Raw genomic sequence first — 18,993 nt, 5'->3', positions numbered from 1 at the left:
GGCCTGCGTCCCAGGCCCGCGCCCCGCCGGGTGCCGTCGTGCCAGCCCGCATCCGGGCCTGCTCCACGCGCTGTGAGTAAGCCCACGAAAGGGGCAAACGATCTCTTTTCGCTGTCAGAGTTGTCCCCGATACGGTCATGTGTCCCTCCGGGAGTCCCGGAGCCGGGACCAGGACCCCCCGATCAGGGAGCGAAGCCCTTGGCAGCCATCGCCCGGTGGTGTGTGCGCCACCGACTCGTCACCGTCCTGCTCTGGCTCGCCGCCCTGTGCGGCGTCACGGTGGCCGCCGGGGTGGCCGGTTCCGCGTACTCCAACGACTACGAGGTCCCCGGCACCGAGTCCGGCCGCGCGACGGCCGTGCTCCAGGAGGCGTTCCCCGGCCGGAGCGGCGACAGCGGCACCATCGTCTGGCACAGCGAGCACGGAGACGTACGCGGCGAGGCCGTTCAGGGCCGGATCACCGCCATGCTCGACGAGGTCGAGGAGCTGCCCGGCGTCGCCGCCGTCACCCCGCCGTCCGGCCCCGCGCAGATCAGCGACGACGGCCGCACCGGCTACGCCACCGTCACCTTCGACCGCCTCGCCGACGACATCCCCCAGTCGCAGGCCCGCGCCCTGGTGGACACCGCCCGTGCCGCCTCCGGCGACGGCCTCCAGGTCGAGGTCGGCGGCACCGTCGCCTCCCTCACCCAGGGCGGCGGCTCCCACACCGCCGAGATGGTCGGCGTCGCCGTCGCGGCCGTCGTGCTGTTCCTCGCGTTCGGCTCCCTCGCGGCCAGCGTCCTGCCCATCGTCACGGCCCTCGTCAGCGTCGGCACCGCCTACTCGGGGATCGCCCTGCTCGGCCACGTCATGACCGTGGCGGACTTCGCGCCGATGCTGGGCCTGCTCATCGGCCTCGGCGTCGGCATCGACTACGCGCTGTTCATCGTCACCCGCCACCGCAAGGGCCTCAAACGCGGCCTCGGCGTCACCGAGGCCGCGCAGAACGCCGTCGCCACCACCGGCCGCGCCGTCGTCTTCGCCGGGGCGACCGTCTGCATCGCCCTGCTCGGCATGCTCATCCTGCGGCTGGGCTTCCTCAACGGCGTCGCCATCGCCGCGTCGCTCACCGTCGTCCTGACGGTCGCCGCGTCCGTCACGCTGCTGCCCGCCCTGCTGTCCCTGATCGGCATGCGCGCCCTGTCCCGCCGCGAGCGCCGCCGCCTCGCCGAGCACGGCCCCGAGCCGGAGCTGCCGACCGGGTTCGCCGCCCGCTGGTCGGCGTTCGTGGAGCGCCACCCCAAGAAGCTGGGCGCCGTCGCCGCCGTCGTGATGCTGGTCCTCGCCCTGCCGACGCTCTCCCTGCGCCTGGGCACCTCCGACCAGGGCAACGACCCGGCCACGGCCACCACCCGGCAGGCGTACGACCTGCTCGCCGACGGCTTCGGCCCCGGCGTCAACGGCCCGCTCACCCTCGTCGCCGAACTCGGCGGCGCCGGCGACCGGCTCGCCATGGACCGGCTGCCCGCCCAGATCGGCGCCACGCCCGGCGTCGAGTCGGTCGGCCCCGTCACGTACAGCGGCGGCGGCAACACCGCCGTCGTCACCGTCGTACCGGATTCCGCGCCCCAGTCGCAGCGGACCAGCGACCTGGTCGAGCGGCTGCGCGCCGACGTGCTGCCCGCCGCCGAGAGCGGCACCTCCCTCGACGTCCACGTGGGCGGCATCACCGCCGGGTACGACGACTTCGCGCAGGTCATCATCGGCAAGCTGCCGCTGTTCGTCGGTGTCGTGATCACGCTCGGCTGCCTGCTGCTCCTGCTCGCGTTCCGGTCCATCGGCATCCCGCTGAAGGCCGCGGCGATGAACGTCGCCGCCGTCGCGTCCGCCTTCGGGATCGTCGTGGCCGTCTTCCAGTGGGGCTGGGGCAGCGAGCTGCTCGGCCTCGGCCGCGCCGGGCCCATCGAGCCGTTCCTGCCGGTGATAGCCGTCTCCGTGCTCTTCGGCCTGTCCATGGACTACCAGGTGTTCCTGGTGAGCCGGATGTACGAGGAGTGGCTGGATACCGGCGACAACCGGCGCGCGGTGCGGGTCGGGCTCGCCGAGACCAGCCGCGTGATCAACTCCGCCGCCGTCATCATGATCGCCGTGTTCCTGGCGTTCGTCCTCTCCGGCGACCGGGTCATCGCGATGTTCGGCATCGGCCTCGCCGCGGCCGTCGCCCTCGACGCGTTCGTGCTGCGTACCCTGCTCGTCCCCGCCCTCATGCATCTGCTGGGCGGCGCCAACTGGTGGCTGCCCCGCTCCCTCGACCGCTTGCTGCCGCGCATCAGCATCGAGGCCCCGGAGTGCCGCGAGCCGGTCCATGCGAAGATCCCGGAGCAGCGCGCGAGCGGTGAAGGGGAGCTCGTGCCGTAGACCCGCCCTGCGGCGGGGGAGGGGGAGCATCATGAGCGTCTTCAGCCGGTCCCTGGGCGACGGGGCGGAGCTGGGCCCGCTGGAGCCCTGGCAGGCCGAGGAGTACCTGGCCCACCTGGACCGGGGCCGGGAGTACATAGGGCGGTACATCGCGCTCGCCGAGGTCGCACCGGACCTGCCGGCCGCGCGGGCCTTCCTCCAGTCGTACGCGGACAAGGCCGCCGCCGACAAGGGCCGCATCTTCGGCATCCGCCAGGACGGCACCCTCGTCGGCGGTGTCCTGTTCCCCACCATGGACGTCGCCGCTGGCTCCTGCGAGGTTGGCTGCTGGCTGGAACCGGCCGCCGTCGGGCGCGGCCTGGTGACCCGGGCCGCCCGCGTGATCATCGACTGGGCCGTCGACGTACGGGGCGTCCACCGCGTCGAGTGGCGCGTCGCGTCGCCCAACACGGCCAGCGTCAACGTGGCCCGGCGGCTCGGCATGACCAAGGAGGGCGTGCTGCGCGAGCACCACCCCCACCGGGGCGCCCGCCTCGACATCGAGGTGTGGTCCGTCCTCGCCCCCGAGTGGCACGCCCTGCGCGCGGGCGAGGGCGGCGCGTAAGGCGCCCCCGGCACGCGTAAGACGCTCCGGGGCCCGGCGTAAGGCGACGCGGGCCGCGAGGATGCGGCACTCTCCCGATGTGCGGGCACCGTCTGCGGGAGGAGAGTCGGGGCAGCCCGGAACGACCGGGCCCCGACCCTCCAGGGAGACCGCGATGTTCCCGTACGACACCCTCGCCGCCCACCACGCCGACCGTCACGCCCGGCTCGTCCGGGAGGCCGACGCCGAGCGCCTGGCCCGCCGGGCCCGCGCCGCCCGGCGGACCGGCCGCGCCGCGCGCCGCTCCGGCGGGGACGCACCCGAAGGGCGGGTGAGCGACGAGCGCCGCCGCTTCGCACGCGCCGCCTGAGGGCCGCCGCCCCGATGGCGTACGCCTGTGCGATCCTCGGCGGCGTGGAGATCACGTCGCTCAGCCCCGTGTTCGTCGGCCGGACCGCCGAACTCACCGCGCTCACCGACGCCCTGTCCCGCGCCGTCGAGGGCGAGCCGCGCGCGCTGCTCGTCGCGGGCGAGGCGGGCGTCGGCAAGACCCGCCTCGTCGAGGAGTTCCTCGGCGAGGCGCGCCGCCGCGGTGCCGCCGTCGCCGTCGGGGGCTGCGTCGAGATCGGCGCCGACGGGCTGCCCTTCGCGCCGTTCGCCACCGCCCTGCGCGCCCTGCGCCGCGCCCTGCCCGACGCGTTCGCCGCCGCGGCCGAAGGCCAGGAGGGCGAACTGGCCCGGCTCCTGCCCGAGCTGGGCGACCCGCAGGGCCACCCCGAGCCGCACGCCGACGACAGCACCGCCCGCCTCTTCGAGCTGGCCGTACGCCTCCTGGAACGCGTCGCCGCCGACCACACCGTCGTCCTCGTGCTGGAGGACCTGCACTGGGCGGACACCTCCACCCGGCACCTGCTCGCGTACCTGCTGCGCACCCTCGCGGGCGGGCGCCTCGCCGTCCTCGCCACGTACCGCTCCGACGACATCCACCGCCGCCACCCCCTGCGCCCCCTGCTGGCCGAGATCGACCGGCTGCGCAGCGTACGCCGCGTCGAACTGCCCCGCTTCACGCGCGCGGAGGTCCACCGGCAGCTCACCGGCATCCTCGCCGCCGAACCCGATCCGGCGCTCGTGGACGAGATCTTCCGCCGCTCCGACGGCAACGCCTTCTTCGTCGAGGAACTGGTGGTCAGCCACGAGCAGGGCTGTGCCCCGGGCGGCCTCAGCGACTCCCTGCGCGAGCTGCTCCTCGTCCGCGTCGAACGGCTCCCCGACGACGCCCAGAACGTCGCGCGGATCGTCGCCGAGGGCGGCTCCACCGTCGAGTACGCGCTGCTCGCCGCCGTCGCCGGGCTCCCCGAGGACGACCTCATCGCCGCGCTGCGGGCCGCCGTCGGCGCGAACATCCTCCTCGCCGTGCCCGACGGCGACGGCTACCGCTTCCGCCACTCGCTGGTCCGCGAGGCCGTCAGCGACGACCTGCTGCCCGGCGAGCGCTCCCGCATCAACCGCCGCTACGCCCGGGCCCTGGAGGCCGACCCCACCCTCGTACGGGCCGACGAGCGCACCACGCGGCTCGCCGGGTACTGGTACCACGCGCACGACGCGGCGAAGGCCCTCCCCGTCGTCCTGCGGGCCGCCGCGGAGGCCCGCCGCCGCCACGCCCACGCCGAACGGCTGCGGCTCCTGGAGCGGGCCATGGAGCTGTGGGACGACGTGCCCCGCGACGTACGGGACACGGTGCGCCCCATCGACCAGGCAGAGGCGTACCCGGCGTGCGGCTGCGACGCGGACACGACCCCGCTGCGCTACCTGGACCTCCTAGCGGAGGCCGCCGTGGCCGCCCGCCAATGCGGCGACCGCGAGCGGGCGCTGACCATCGTCAAACGGGCGCTGCGGCTCCTCGCGGACGGCGACGACCCGCTGCGGGCCGCCTGGTTCTGGACCGAGCGGTCCCGGCTCGTCACCAACCTGGGGCGCGGCGACGGCTGGGCCGAGCTGGCGACCGCCCAGGAGCTGGTGCGGGGCCTGCCGCCGTCGGCGGTGCACGCCCAGGTCCTCGCCGTCGCCGCCGGATGGGGCATGCTGCACGCGCCGGGCCCCGACAGCCTCGCCGCCGCCGAGCGGGCCGTCGAGTACGCGCGCCTCGTCGGCGCCGAACCCGTCGAGCTGAACGCCCGGCTCACCCTGGGCAGCCTCATGGTCGACGCGGGCGACGTCGAAGGCGGCCTCGCCGCGATGCGCGCGGTGCGCGAGCGGACCGTGGAACTGCGCCTGACCGGGGAGGCGGGCCGCGCGTACACCAACCTGGCGTCCACCCTGGAGTCCGTCGGCATGTCCCGCGAGGCGGTCGAGGTCGCCGAGGCCGGGATCGTCTACACGCGCGAGCACGGCCTGCTGGGCAACGAGGCCTGGGTGCTGGGCAACCTCGCGGAGGCGCAGCTGTCGCTCGGCCTGTGGGAGGAGGCCGAGCGGGGCGCGCACCGGCTGCTGCGCCTCGCCGCCGCCACCTCCAAGCCGCGCGGCTTCGCCCTGCTGCGCCTGGCGCAGCTGCACGTGCTGCGCGGCGAGACCGACGCGGCGTCCGCGCACACGTCCCGCGCCCGTGAACTGCTGGGCGCCCACGCGCCGATGCTCCAGTTCACGCTGCCGCTGACCCGCCTGGAGCTGGCGGTCGCCGCCGGGCGCGGGCGGATGCGGGACGTACGGGACCTGCTGGCCGCGGCGGTGGCCGACGGCTTCCCGGCGGGCACACACCGGTACGCCTGGCCGCTGCTGCTCGCCGCGGCCACCGCGGAGGCGGACGCCCGGCCCGCCGACCCGCGGGGCGTCGTGGGTGACCCGGACGCGGAACGGGCCGTGCGGGCGGTGCGGGACGGGGCCCGGCGGCTCGCCGCGCCGGTGCCGCTGTGGGAGGCGTACGCGGAGTTCGTCGCGGCGGAGCTGGCCCGCGCCGAGGGCCGGGACGACCCGGGCCGCTGGGCGGCTCTGGTGGCGGCCCTGGAGCGGGTCCAGCGGCCGTACGAGCTGGCCCGCGCCCGGTACCGGCTGGCGGACGCGCTGCTGACGGGCGGCCGGGACCGGGAGGCGGCGGCCGGGGCGCTGCGGGAGGCGCGCGCGGTGGCCGTCCGGCTGGGCGCGCGGGCCCTGCGGGAGGACGCGGAACTGCTGGCGGCCCGCGCCCGGCTGTCGCTGGACCCGGGCGAGCCCGCCGCGCCGCCCGCCCCGGAGCCCGCCTTCGGGCTGACCGGCCGGGAGCGGGACGTGCTGCGGCTGCTGGCGCGGGGGCGTACGAACCGGGCGATAGCCGAGGAGCTGTTCATCTCACCGAAGACGGCGAGCGTCCATGTGTCGCGCATCCTGACGAAGCTGGGCGCCTCCAGCCGTACGGAGGCGGCCGCCCTGGCGCACCGCCTCCGCCTGCTCGACGCCCCGCCGGACGCCCGCTGACGGCCCGGCTACCTGACCTCCAGCAGCAGGACGCGGTCGTCACCCGCCTCCGGCGTGCCGCGCGTGTCCGTCTCGCTGGTGACCAGCCACAGCCGGTCGCCGCCCGCCGCGACGACGGCGCGCAGTCGGCCGTACTCGCCCTCCAGGAACGCCTGCGGCGCCGACGACGGCTTGTCGCCCGCCAGCGGGATGCGCCACAGCCGCTCGCCGCGCAGCCCGGCCATCCACACCGAGCCGCGCGCGAAGGCGATGCCGCTCGGCGACGCGTCCGCCACCGGCCACTGCGCGACCGGGTCGACGAACCCGGAGCCGCCGCCCTTGCCCTCCGCCTCCGGCCAGCCGTAGTTGCCACCCGGCTGGATCAGATTCAGCTCGTCCCAGGTGCTCTGCCCGAACTCGGCCGCCCACAGCCGCTTCTGCGCGTCCCACGCGAGGCCCTGCACATTGCGGTGCCCGTACGAGTAGACGACCGAGTCGGCCTCGGGGTTCCCGTGCACGGGCTGCCCGTCCGGCGTCATCCGCAGGATCTTGCCGCCCAGCGACGCCTTGTCCTGCGAGAGCCCCGTGTCGCCCGTCTCGCCGGTGCCCGCGTAGAGCATCCCGTCGGGCCCGAAGGCGATGCGCCCGCCGTTGTGGACGACACCCTTGGGGATGCCGCGCAGGACCGTGTCGGGCGCGCCCAGCTGCTGCCCGGCGGGCCGGTTCTCGTCGTACAGCATGCGGGCGATGCGGTTGTCGGACTCGGTGGTGAAGTACGCGTAGACGAGGTGGTCCTCGGCGAACTTCGGCGACAGGGCGATGCCCAGCAGCCCGCCCTCGCCGCCGGGCGCCACACCGGGCACCTCGCCCAGCACGGTCAGCTCGCCGGTCTCGGCGTCCACGCGGGTGAGGGTGCCCTCGTCGCGGGAGGAGACCAGCAGGTCGCCGCCCGGCAGCGGGGCCAGGCCCCAAGGCGACTTGAGGCCCTGGGCGACCGTGGACACGACCCGCGCGGAGCCCTTCGCGGGCGGCGCGGACGGGGACGGGGAGGGCGCGGCGGACGCCGGGGCGGACGCGGCGGAGCGGGTCGGCGCGCCCGTCGCGGGGCCCGCCGGACCGTTCCCCCCGTCGGCCGAACACCCGGTCGCCAGCAGCAGAGCGGCAGCGGCCGACACGGCCGTCACAGCGGGACGTCGCACGTTCCTCGTTCCTTCCCGGCGGCGAAGTGGAGCCCGTCCGGTCCAGCCTAGGGCTTGCGCCCCACCGGTACCGCCCCCGTGCTCCCGCCCCGCCCGCCCCGCCGCCCGTGACTCGCCGCGCGCCGCTCCCGCCCGTCCGCTGTCCCCGACTTGCCGCGTCCGCCCGCCGCTTGCCGCGCCCGTCCGCCGCGCCCCGCTGCTCCCGCCCCCGCTGACGCCGACACGTGACGCCCGCCCGCTGTCACCCGCCCCCACCACCAAGCCCCGAGCCCGCCTGCCCTCAATACCAGGAGCCGCGGGCGGGCGGGAGCCCGGCGATCTCCGCCAGGTCCCGCGCCGTCAGCGCCAGCGCGGCCGCCCGCGCGTTCTCCACCGCCCAGCACTCCCGCTTCGTGCCCGGCACCGGGACGACGTGCCTGCCCTGGGCCAGCGTCCAGGCCAGCGCCACCTGCGCCGGGGTCACCCCGGCCGCCGCGCCCCCGTGCCGCTCGGCCACCCGCCGCAACCCGGCGACCAGCGGCTGGTTCGCGGCCATCATCTCGGCGGTGAAGCGCGGGTGCCGGGCCCGCGGGTCGTCCGGCTCGAAACCGCCGCCCGGCGTCAGCGTCCCGGTCAGGAAGCCGTTGCCGAGCGGCATCGCGGCGAGGAACCCCACCCCGCGCGCCCCGCACCACGGCAGCAGCCGCGCCAGCGCCTCCGGCGACCACACGGACAGCTCCGCCTGCACGGCGCTCACCGGGAACACCTGCTGCACGCGCTCCAGTTGGCGAATCGTTCCGTCGTACAAGTCGTACGAACCCGTGCGCCGCGCGCCCCGCACGCCCACGGCGCACCACCCCAGCGCGCGCACCTTTCCGGCCGTCACCAGGTCCGCCATCGCGCCCCAGGTCTCCTCGACCGGCACCTCCGGGTCGGCCCGGTGCAGCTGGTACAGGTCGATCACGTCCGTCTGGAGCCGCCGCAGCGAGGCGTCGCACGCCCGGCGCACGTAGGACGGCCGTCCGTTGGCCACGATGTGCCCGTCGCCCACCAGCAGCCCGCACTTGGTCGACACGAACGCGTCCGCGCGCCGCTCCTTCAGCACCCGGCCGAGCAGCAGCTCGTTGGTGAACGGCCCGTACATGTCGGCCGTGTCGAGGAGGCTCACCCCCGCGTCGAGCGCGGCGTGCACGGCGCGCAGCGAGCGGTCGCCGCGCTGCTGCGAGGTGCTGTACGCCCAGCTCATCGGCATGCAGCCGAGGCCGATCGCCCCCACGTCGAGCCCGGTCGCCCCGAGTGTCCTGCGCTCCAACTCCCCGTACCTCCCTGTGCAGCGCACCAAAACTAACCAATGGCGAGCCGTTTCCTTCGCTTAGCCTCCTGGCATGACTGCTGCTGATGTGACCGCCGATGTGTGGCTGCCCATCCCCGCCGACGAGATAGAGGGCCTGCCGGACCCGTCCGCGACCGGTCTCACCTACCGCCTCTGGGACGGCCTCACCGACTTCCCGGCCGACCCGGCCGACTGCGCCTTCTACGTCGTCCCGTACATGAAGGGCATGGAGATCGCGGTCCGCCCGCTCGCCGCGATGACCTCCCTGAAGGTCGTCCAGACGCTGTCCGCGGGCGTGGACCATGTGACGCCCGGCCTCCCCGACGTGCGCCCCGGCGTGGCGCTGTGCAACGCCAGGGGCGTCCACGAGGCGAGTACGGCGGAGCTGACCCTCGCGCTGGTGCTGGCGTCGCTGCGGGACATCCCCGGGTTCGTGCGCGGCCAGGACCGCGAGGAGTGGCGGGCCGGGTTCTACCCGGCGCTCGCCGACAAGTCCGTGCTGATCGTCGGGTACGGCTCCATCGGCGCGGCCATCGAGGACCGGCTCGCGCCGTTCGAGTGCGCGCGGGTCGTGCGCGTCGCACGCTCCGCCCGCACCACCGAGCGCGGTCCCGTGCACGCGTTCACCGACCTGCGCGACCTGCTGCCCGAGGCGGACGTGGTGATCCTCTCGACCCCGCTCACCGAGGACACCCGGCACCTCGCCGACGCCGGTTTCCTGGCCCGCATGAAGGACGGCGCGCTGCTCGTCAACGTGGCCCGCGGCCCCGTCGTGGACACCAAGGCCCTGCTCGCGGAGACCGAGAGCGGCCGCATCACCGCCGCCCTGGACGTCACCGACCCGGAGCCGCTGCCGGCCGGGCACCCGCTGTGGCACGCGCCCGGCGTGCTGATCAGCCCCCACGTCGGCGGCTCCACCTCGGCGTTCATGCCCCGCGCCAAGCGGCTGATCGCCGAGCAGCTCACCCGGTTCGCGGCCGGGGAGCCGCTGAGGAACGTCGTCCTCACCACCGAATAGATCCGGCCGTTCCGACGGGTCCCGCGCGCCCGTGCCCGGGGCCCGTACCGACGGCATGTTCCGCCCGCCCGCACCCGTTGGTATGTACCGCCCCGCTTTTGCCTGCGGCCGAGGCGCCCGGACGGATACGCTCCGGATCGATTCGGGCGCAGTGCGTGTGTATAACCGACTTGATCGTTACGGAGCGTATAGAGACCCTGTCCCTGAGTGACGATCCTGGTGTATCGTCACGACTTGGGGGCACGTCGAGCAGTACCACCGGCACGGGGGAAGACGTGATGCCGACGTGATTGCCGATCAGAATCCGAGGGGGGCGACGGGCGATGCGCGGTCGATACAGCGACGATCCGAAGCGGCGGGGCGACCGGACCTTCCCAGCCGGACCCCTCCCGACCGAACCTTTCCGGACGGAGACCCTCCGGACGGGAGCCTTGCGATGAGCGCCCCCGGCCTCGTCATCGACCGCGGCCCGCTGGCCGACGGCGCGCCCTGCGAGCCGCCCGGCGGCGGCGCGGGAGGCACCCGCGCGCAGCTGCTCCTCGCGCTCCTGTGCGGCGGGTACGCCACGGGGGCGCTGCTCGGCTGGGGCTCCGAGCGACTGGCGCTGATCATGGGCGACTTCGGCCTGAGCGCCGCCGCCCTGGTCGCCGCCGTCTCCTGCTTCCGCTACGGCCGCGCCCACGGCAGCCCGTTCCGCCCGGCCTGGCTGCTGTTCGCGCTCTCCTCCGCGATGGCCGCCTGCGGCAACGCCGTCTGGGGGTGGTACGAGGTGGTGCTCGACCGGCCCGTGCCCCACCCGTCGCTCGCCGACCTGTTCTTCCTGCTGTTCGCCCCACCGGCCATCGTCGGACTGCTCGTCCTCGCCAAGCGCCCCGTCAACCGCGCCGAATGGGTCTGCCTCGCGCTGGACTCCTGGCTCATCGCCGGATCGCTGCTCACGCTCTCGTGGAGCCTCGCCCTGGCGCACACGGCCCGCTTCGACGGCGAGAGCGTCGCCCACGCGGCCCTCTCACTGGCCTACCCGCTGCTCGACATCGTCCTCGTGAGCATGGTCCTCGCCCTGCACTTCCGCCGCTCCAAGGGCAACCGCTCGGCGGTCAACACCGCCATCGCCGCCCTCGCCCTCACGGTGCTGTGCGACGCCCTGTTCACCTCCCCGATGCTGCGCGACACCTACCGTTCCGGGCAGCTCCTCGACGCCGGCTGGTTCGCCGGTTCCCTGCTCCTCGCGTACGCCCCCTGGGGCGCGCGCAGGACCCCCCTGCAGCCTCCCCCCGAGCGCGGCCGACGCGCCCAGCGCCCGCAGCGGCACCCCCGCCGCCGCATCGCCGGATCGCTCGCCGCGCTCACGCCGTACCTCGCGGCCGGGGTCTGCACCCTCAGCATCCTGTACTTCTTCGTCGAAGGCCGCCGCGTGGACCGGTTCGTCGTCCTCACCGGCTGCACGGTCGTGCTCGCCCTGGTCGTCCGGCAGGGCATCATGCTGCTCGAGAACATCGCGCTCGCCCAGGAACTGGCCCAGAAGGAGAACCACTTCAGGTCCCTGGTCCAGAGCTCCAGCGACGTCATCATGATCGCCGACCCCGACGGCGTCCTGCGCTACGTCAGCCCCGCCGCGTCCGGCGTGTACGGGCGGGACGCCGAGGAGCTGATGGGCACGGAGCTGTCCGCGCTCATCCACCCCGACGACCTCGGCGGCGTCGTCCACGAGGTGCGCAGGTTCCTCGCCGCGCCGCCCTCCGAGGAGCCGACCACCCGCATCGAGTGCCGCTTCCGGTCCGGCGCGGGCGAATGGCTCAACGTCGAGTCCACGGTCAACCGCCACGAGGGCGGCCTGATCTTCAACAGCCGCGACGTCACCGAACGGGTCCGCCTCCAGGCCCAGCTCCAGCACAACGCCGAGCACGACCCGCTCACCGACCTGCCCAACCGCGCGCTGTTCACCCGGAGGGTCCGCCAGGCCCTCGGCGGCCGCCGCTCCGGCGACTCCGGCACCGCCGTGCTCTTCATCGACCTCGACGGCTTCAAGGGCGTCAACGACCGCCTCGGCCACCAGGCCGGCGACGAGCTGCTCATCCAGGCCGCCCGCCGCCTCCAGGAGTCCGTGCGGTCCGGGGACACCGCCGCCCGGCTCGGCGGCGACGAGTTCGCCGCGCTCATCGCCGGGGACGCGGGACAGGACCCCGCCGCCCGCGAGTTCCAGGTCCACGAGATCGCCGACCGGCTCCGCCTCACCCTCTCCCAGCCGTACGAGGTCGAAGGCACCGAGGTCCGTGTCGCCGCGTCCATCGGCGTCGCCTTCGCCGAGCCCGGCATGACCGCGGGCGAGCTGCTGCGCAACGCCGACCTCGCCATGTACCGCGCCAAGGCCGGCGGCAAGAACCGCGTCGAGCTGTACGCCCCGCAGATGCAGGCCGAGGTCGTCCGCCGCACGGAGCTGGCCTCGCGCCTGCGCACGGCCCTGCACGACGGCGAGTTCGCCCTCCTCCACCAGCCCGTCGTGGAGCTGGCCACCGGGCAGGTCGCCGCCGTGGCCGCACAGGCCCGCTGGCGCTCCGCCCAGGGCATCCTGTTCACCCCCGCCGAGTTCCTGCGCGTCACCGACGACGCGGGGGAGCGCTCCGCCGAGCTCGGCCGCTGGATGCTGGAGGAGGCCATCGTCCAGGCTGCCGAACGGCACCGGCACGGGCATCGCACGCCCGTGTCCGTCCGCGTGCCGGCCCGCCGCCTCCTCGACCGGTCCGTACCGCTCGGCACGGTCGAGGCGCTGCTCACCCGGCACGGCCTGCCCGCCGGAGCCCTCGTCGTGGAGCTCGCCGACAGCGACCCGCGCCTCTCCTTCGACGAGCTGGAGCAGCGCCTCGTCGCCCTGCGCCGTCTCGGCGTCCGTATCGCCCTCGACGGATTCGGCAGCGGATACGCCGCGATCAACGCGCTCCGCAGGCTCCCCGTGGACATACTGAAACTGGACCGCGGCCTGGTGGAGGGCGTGGTCGAGTCCGCCAGGCTCCACAAGATCACCAGCGGGCTCCTCAGGATCGCCGGCGACCTCGGCCTCCAGTCCGTCGCCGAAGGCGTCGACGTCCCCGAACAGGTCCGCGTCCTGTGCGCCATGGGCTGCACCCACGCCCAGGGCATGGCCTTCTCCGGACCGCTGGACGAGCACCGGCTCCGCCGCGCCCTGGCGCGCGACGCCTACCCCGTCCCCGGCAAGGTCCCCCTGCCCGTCCTCACCGGCGGCGCGGTCCCCGCCCAGGTGCTGCCGTCCCGTTCACTTCCCTTGATGCGCTCACATAATGAGACGCGCGTCCCACCCACTTGACACTGACAGTGCGCCGGGGGGAGGGTCAGTGCCATGCGCACCCGAATTCTCGTACTTGGAAAGCGCGTCGGCTGAGCAGGTCCACCATGGCCCTGCGGACCCCCACCGGCGCGCTCCCCTCGCTTGCCTCACGGCACGAGGGGTTTTTTGTTGCACCGGGGCGTCGCGACACACGCTGACAGACACCGACAGACCCGCCGAAAAACTCTCGTCAAACCCTCAGCTTCGAGAAGAGACAGTCGATGACCGAGCAGGCCACCGGGGCCCACCACCCGCAGCCACGGCCCCGTTCCGGCGGACAGCCCTCCGCCACCGTTGAGTACGTCACGGGCGCCCAGTCCCTGATCCGCTCGCTCGAGGAAGTCGGGGCCGAGACGGTATTCGGCATCCCCGGCGGCGCCATCCTGCCCGCCTACGACCCGATGATGGACTCCACCCGGGTCCGTCACATCCTGGTGCGCCACGAGCAGGGCGCCGGGCACGCCGCGACCGGCTATGCCCAGGCCACCGGCAGGGTCGGCGTCTGCATGGCCACCTCCGGCCCCGGCGCCACCAACCTGGTCACCCCGATCGCCGACGCCCACATGGACTCCGTGCCGCTGGTCGCGATCACCGGCCAGGTCGCCTCCAAGGCCATCGGCACCGACGCCTTCCAGGAAGCCGACATCTGCGGCATCACCATGCCGATCACCAAGCACAACTTCCTGGTCACCAAGGCCGAGGAGATCCCGAGGACCATCGCGGAGGCCTTCCACATCGCCTCCACGGGCCGCCCCGGCCCCGTCCTCGTGGACATCGCCAAGGACGCCCTCCAGGCGAGGACCACCTTCAGCTGGCCCCCGCAGACGGACCTGCCCGGCTACCGCCCGGTGACCAAGCCGCACGCCAAGCAGATCCGCGAGGCCGCCAAGCTGATCACCTCGGCCAAGCGCCCCGTCCTGTACGTCGGCGGTGGCGTCCTCAAGGCCGGTGCCACGGCCGAGCTGAAGGTCCTCGCCGAGCTGACCGGCGCCCCGGTCACCACCACCCTGATGGCGCTGGGCGCCTTCCCCGACACCCACCCGCTGCACGTCGGCATGCCCGGCATGCACGGCTCGGTCACCGCCGTCACCGCCCTCCAGAAGGCCGACCTGATCGTCGCGCTGGGCGCCCGCTTCGACGACCGCGTCACCGGCAAGCTGGACAGCTTCGCCCCGTACGCCAAGGTCGTCCACGCCGACATCGACCCGGCCGAGATCGGCAAGAACCGCGCCGCCGACGTGCCGATCGTCGGCGACGCCCGCGAGGTCATCGCCGACCTGGTCCAGGCCGTCCAGGCCGAGCACACCGCCGGTCACACGGGCGACTACAGCGCCTGGTGGAAGGACCTCAACCGCTGGCGCGAGACGTACCCCCTCGGCTACGACCAGCCCGAGGACGGCAGCCTCGCCCCGCAGCAGGTCATCCAGCGCATCGGCCAACTGGCCCCCGAGGGCACGATCTTCGCCGCCGGGGTCGGCCAGCACCAGATGTGGGCCGCCCACTTCATCGACTACGACCAGCCCGCCACCTGGCTCAACTCCGGCGGCGCCGGAACCATGGGCTACGCCGTCCCGGCCGCCATGGGCGCCAAGGCCGGCGCCCCGGACCGCACCGTCTGGGCCATCGACGGCGACGGCTGCTTCCAGATGACCAACCAGGAACTGGTCACCTGCGCGCTGAACAACATCCCGATCAAGGTCGCCATCATCAACAACGGCGCCCTCGGCATGGTCCGCCAGTGGCAGACGCTCTTCTACAACCAGCGCTACTCCAACACGGTCCTGCACTCCGGACCGGACGCGTCCGGCAAGGAGCCCAGCGCCGGGACCCGCGTCCCGGACTTCGTGAAGCTGTCCGAGGCGATGGGCTGCGTCGCCCTGCGCTGCGAGCGCCCCGAGGACCTGGACAAGGTCATCGCCGAGGCCAACGCCATCAACGACCGCCCCGTCGTCATCGACTTCATCGTCCACGAGGACGCCCAGGTGTGGCCCATGGTCGCCGCCGGCACCTCCAACGACGAGGTCATGGCCGCCCGCGGCGTCCGCCCCGACTTCGGCGACAGCGAAGACGACTGAGAGAGAGCTGAGTCCACCAACCATGTCCAAGCACACGCTCTCCGTCCTGGTGGAGAACACCCCCGGCATCCTGGCCCGGATCGCCGCCCTCTTCTCCCGCCGCGGCTTCAACATCGACTCGCTCGCCGTCGGCGTCACCGAGCACCCCGACATCTCCCGCATCACCATCGTGGTCAATGTCGAGGACCTGCCGCTGGAGCAGGTGACCAAGCAGCTCAACAAGCTGGTCAACGTCCTGAAGATCGTCGAACTCGAGCCCAGCGCCGCGATCCAGCGCGAGCTCGTCCTGGTGAAGGTCCGCGCCGACAACGAGACCCGCTCCCAGATCGTCGAGATCGTCCAGCTGTTCCGCGCCAAGACCGTCGACGTCTCGCCCGAGGCCGTGACGATCGAGGCCACCGGATCGAGTGACAAGCTCGAGGCGATGCTGAAGATGCTGGAGCAGTTCGGCATCAAGGAGCTCGTCCAGTCCGGCACGATCGCCATAGGGCGTGGTGCCCGGTCCATCACGGACCGGTCGCTGCGCGCACTCGACCGCTCGGCGTAGTCCGCGTACCGAGACCCCCCGACGCCCTCTTCCCTCCCCGCCGTACGGTGGGACGCACCACAAGAAAACCCAAGGAGAAACCCAGTGGCCGAGCTGTTCTACGACGACGACGCCGACCTGTCCATCATCCAGGGCCGCAAGGTCGCGGTGATCGGTTACGGCAGCCAGGGCCACGCCCACGCGCTGTCGCTCCGCGACTCCGGTGTCGATGTCCGCGTCGGTCTGCACGAGGGCTCCAAGTCCAAGGCGAAGGCCGAGGAGCAGGGCCTGCGCGTCGTCACCCCGGCGGAGGCCGCCGCCGAGGCCGACCTGATCATGATCCTCATCCCGGACCCGATCCAGGCCCAGGTCTACGAGGACTCCATCAAGGACAACCTCAAGGACGGCGACGCGCTGTTCTTCGCCCACGGCTTCAACGTCCGCTTCGGCTTCATCAAGCCCCCGGCCGGTGTGGACGTGGCGCTCGTCGCCCCCAAGGGCCCGGGCCACCTGGTCCGCCGCCAGTACGAGGAGGGCCGCGGCGTCCCGGCGATCGCCGCCGTCGAGCAGGAAGCCACCGGCAACGCCTTCGCGCTCGCCCTCTCGTACGCCAAGGCCATCGGCGGCACCCGCGCGGGCGTCATCAAGACGACCTTCACCGAGGAGACCGAGACCGACCTGTTCGGTGAGCAGGCCGTGCTCTGCGGCGGCGCCTCCGCGCTGGTGAAGGCGGGCTTCGAGACCCTGGTCGAGGCCGGGTACCAGCCGGAGATCGCCTACTTCGAGTGCCTCCACGAGCTGAAGCTGATCGTGGACCTCATGTACGAGGGCGGCCTGGAGAAGATGCGCTGGTCGGTCTCCGAGACCGCCGAGTGGGGCGACTACGTCACGGGCCCGCGCATCATCACGGACGCCACCAAGGCCGAGATGAAGAAGGTCCTCGGCGAGATCCAGGACGGCACGTTCGCCAAGAACTGGATGGACGAGTACCACGGCGGCCTGAAGAAGTACAACGAGTACAAGTCGCAGGACTCGGAGCACCTGCTGGAGACCACCGGCAAGGAGCTGCGCAAGCTCATGAGCTGGGTCGACAACGACGAGGCGTGAGCCTCACGGCCGCGGGGCCGGGCGACGCGCCCGGCCCCGCGGCCGTACGCCCGCCAGCCCCGAACCCGCCCGTCGAAGGCTTGTCCACGGCGTCCAGCCTCGTGTGGGTGATCCTTCCACCGAGGCGCAGAAACCGGCCCCGGCCGCCACTACACTGGCCAGCAATACGCGTCAGGCCCACAGCGTCGTGCGTCTTCCACGCGGCAAGCCCCCCTCCACCGCCTGCGGCCGTCGGGACGGCCGTCCGCACTGGACTTGTGAGGACCTCACGTGAGCTCGAAACCCGTCGTACTCATCGCTGAAGAGCTGTCGCCCGCCACCGTTGACGCCCTCGGCCCGGACTTCGAGATCCGGCACTGCAACGGCGCGAACCGCGACGAACTGCTTCCCGCCATCGCCGACGTGGACGCGATCCTGATCCGCTCCGCCACCAAGGTGGACTCCGAGGCCATCGCCGCGGCGAAGCGGCTGAAGGTCGTCGCCCGCGCCGGTGTGGGCCTGGACAACGTGGACGTATCCGCCGCCACCAAGGCCGGCGTGATGGTCGTCAACGCCCCGACGTCCAACATCGTCACCGCCGCCGAGCTCGCCTGCGGCCTCCTCGTCGCCACGGCCCGCAACATCCCGCAGGCCAACACGGCGCTGAAGAACGGCGAGTGGAAGCGCAGCAAGTACACCGGCGTGGAGCTGAGCGAGAAGACCCTCGGCGTCGTCGGCCTCGGCCGCATCGGCGTCCTGGTCGCCCAGCGCATGTCCGCGTTCGGCATGAAGGTCGTCGCCTACGACCCCTACGTGCAGCCGGCCCGGGCCGCGCAGATGGGCGTCAAGCTGCTGACCCTGGACGAGCTGCTGGAGGTCTCCGACTTCATCACCGTCCACCTGCCGAAGACGCCCGAGACGATCGGCCTCATCGGCGACGACGCGCTGCACAAGGTCAAGCCGACCGTCCGCATCGTCAACGCCGCGCGCGGCGGCATCGTGGACGAGGAGGCGCTGTACTCGGCGCTGAAGGAGGGCCGCGTCGCGGGCGCCGGCCTCGACGTGTACGCCAAGGAGCCGTGCACCGACTCGCCGCTGTTCCAGTTCGACCAGGTCGTCTGCACCCCGCACCTCGGCGCGTCCACGGACGAGGCGCAGGAGAAGGCCGGTATCGCCGTCGCCCGCTCGGTGCGCCTGGCGCTCGCCGGTGAGCTGGTCCCGGACGCGGTCAACGTCCAGGGCGGCGTCATCGCGGAGGACGTCAAGCCGGGCCTGCCGCTCGCCGAGCGCCTGGGCCGGATCTTCACGGCGCTGGCGGGCGAGGTCGCGGTCCGCCTCGACGTGGAGGTGTACGGCGAGATCACCCAGCACGACGTGAAGGTCCTGGAGCTGTCCGCGCTGAAGGGCGTCTTCGAGGACGTGGTCGACGAGACCGTGTCGTACGTCAACGCCCCGCTGTTCGCGCAGGAGCGCGGCGTCGAGGTGCGGCTCACCACGAGCAGCGAGTCGCCCGACCACCGCAACGTCATCACCGTCCGGGGCACGCTCGGCAGCGGTGAGGAGGTCGCCGTGTCCGGCACGCTGGTCGGTCCCAAGCACCTCCAGAAGCTCGTCGCCGTCGGCGACTTCGACGTGGACCTCGCGCTCGCCGACCACATGGTCGTCCTGCGCTACGAGGACCGCCCGGGTGTCGTCGGCACGGTCGGCCGCATCCTCGGCGAGGCCGGTCTGAACATCGCGGGCATGCAGGTCTCCCGCGCCGAGGAGGGCGGCGAGGCCGTCGCGGTCCTCACCGTGGACGACTCGGTTCCGCAGCCGGTCCTCGTGGAGCTGGCCGCCGAGGTGGGCGCCACCTCCGTCCGCTCGGTCAACCTCACCTGACGGCCCACCTGGCCTGACGGCCCCGCGCCGCCCGTCGCCGCCCCCGCCCGCGTGTCCGCGGCGCGGGGGCGGCGCGCGTCGGGCGGGACTCCGCGCCGGTCAGCGCGCCCGGTTCCGGGGCGCCATACGGCTTCCGTACACGCC

Annotated in this window: 12 protein-coding genes; 10 read left to right on the top strand and 2 right to left on the bottom strand. The window is 73.4% G+C overall.

From position 1 onward, the window contains the following. Window positions 1-198 precede the first annotated feature (198 nt). The 4 genes from J116_RS07215 (at window position 199) to J116_RS07200 (ending at window position 6,430) form a co-directional block, all read left to right on the top strand. Window positions 199-2,400: an MMPL family transporter gene (locus J116_RS07215; RefSeq protein ID WP_023586419.1), complete on the top strand. Its 2,202-nt coding sequence runs from the start codon at window positions 199-201 to the stop codon at window positions 2,398-2,400. Window positions 2,401-2,431: 31 nt separating this feature from the next. Further along, window positions 2,432-3,004, top strand: coding sequence for a GNAT family N-acetyltransferase (locus J116_RS07210; RefSeq protein ID WP_023586418.1), 573 nt, complete (start codon window positions 2,432-2,434; stop codon window positions 3,002-3,004). Window positions 3,005-3,158: 154 nt separating this feature from the next. After that, window positions 3,159-3,353 carry a hypothetical protein gene (locus tag J116_RS07205; RefSeq protein ID WP_023586417.1) on the top strand — a complete coding sequence of 65 codons (195 nt, stop codon included), beginning with the start codon at window positions 3,159-3,161 and terminating at the stop codon, window positions 3,351-3,353. Window positions 3,354-3,367: 14 nt separating this feature from the next. After that, window positions 3,368-6,430, top strand: coding sequence for a helix-turn-helix transcriptional regulator (locus tag J116_RS07200; RefSeq protein WP_023586416.1), 3,063 nt, complete (start codon window positions 3,368-3,370; stop codon window positions 6,428-6,430). 8 nt (window positions 6,431-6,438) lie between these two features. Here J116_RS07200 and J116_RS07195 read toward each other — a convergent pair whose 3' ends face one another. Then, window positions 6,439-7,593, bottom strand: a complete 1,155-nt coding sequence (locus J116_RS07195; protein WP_023586415.1) for a PQQ-dependent sugar dehydrogenase — start codon at window positions 7,591-7,593, stop codon at window positions 6,439-6,441. A 295-nt stretch (window positions 7,594-7,888) separates the two neighbouring features. Next, window positions 7,889-8,899 carry an aldo/keto reductase gene (locus J116_RS07190; RefSeq protein WP_023586414.1) on the bottom strand — a complete coding sequence of 337 codons (1,011 nt, stop codon included), beginning with the start codon at window positions 8,897-8,899 and terminating at the stop codon, window positions 7,889-7,891. 100 nt (window positions 8,900-8,999) lie between these two features. Here J116_RS07190 and J116_RS07185 point away from each other — a divergent pair, with 100 nt between their 5' ends. The 6 genes from J116_RS07185 to serA all read left to right on the top strand — a co-directional run bounded on the left by J116_RS07185 (window position 9,000) and on the right by serA (window position 18,849). Then, on the top strand, window positions 9,000-9,938 hold the full coding sequence (locus J116_RS07185; RefSeq protein WP_028963782.1) for a 2-hydroxyacid dehydrogenase: 939 nt from the start codon (window positions 9,000-9,002) through the stop codon (window positions 9,936-9,938). 436 nt (window positions 9,939-10,374) lie between these two features. Beyond that, window positions 10,375-13,260: a putative bifunctional diguanylate cyclase/phosphodiesterase gene (locus J116_RS07180; RefSeq protein ID WP_023586412.1), complete on the top strand. Its 2,886-nt coding sequence runs from the start codon at window positions 10,375-10,377 to the stop codon at window positions 13,258-13,260. Window positions 13,261-13,502: 242 nt separating this feature from the next. Further along, on the top strand, window positions 13,503-15,356 hold the full coding sequence (locus tag J116_RS07175; RefSeq protein ID WP_023586411.1) for an acetolactate synthase large subunit: 1,854 nt from the start codon (window positions 13,503-13,505) through the stop codon (window positions 15,354-15,356). A 22-nt stretch (window positions 15,357-15,378) separates the two neighbouring features. Further along, the gene (ilvN, locus tag J116_RS07170) at window positions 15,379-15,903 is read left to right on the top strand and encodes an acetolactate synthase small subunit (protein WP_023586410.1); all 525 of its coding nucleotides are present in this window, start codon (window positions 15,379-15,381) and stop codon (window positions 15,901-15,903) included. A gap of 84 nt (window positions 15,904-15,987) precedes the next feature. After that, entirely contained in the window at window positions 15,988-16,989 is a 1,002-nt protein-coding gene (ilvC, locus tag J116_RS07165; protein WP_023586409.1) for a ketol-acid reductoisomerase, read from the top strand. A gap of 270 nt (window positions 16,990-17,259) precedes the next feature. Beyond that, the gene (gene serA, locus J116_RS07160) at window positions 17,260-18,849 is read left to right on the top strand and encodes a phosphoglycerate dehydrogenase (RefSeq protein WP_023586408.1); all 1,590 of its coding nucleotides are present in this window, start codon (window positions 17,260-17,262) and stop codon (window positions 18,847-18,849) included. The last annotated feature ends 144 nt before the right edge of the window (window positions 18,850-18,993 follow it).

It is taken from the genome of Streptomyces thermolilacinus SPC6 (genome assembly GCF_000478605.2).
GTDB classification, from domain to species: Bacteria; Actinomycetota; Actinomycetes; order Streptomycetales; family Streptomycetaceae; genus Streptomyces; species Streptomyces thermolilacinus.
This window is presented reverse-complemented; position numbering and strand designations above follow the sequence as displayed.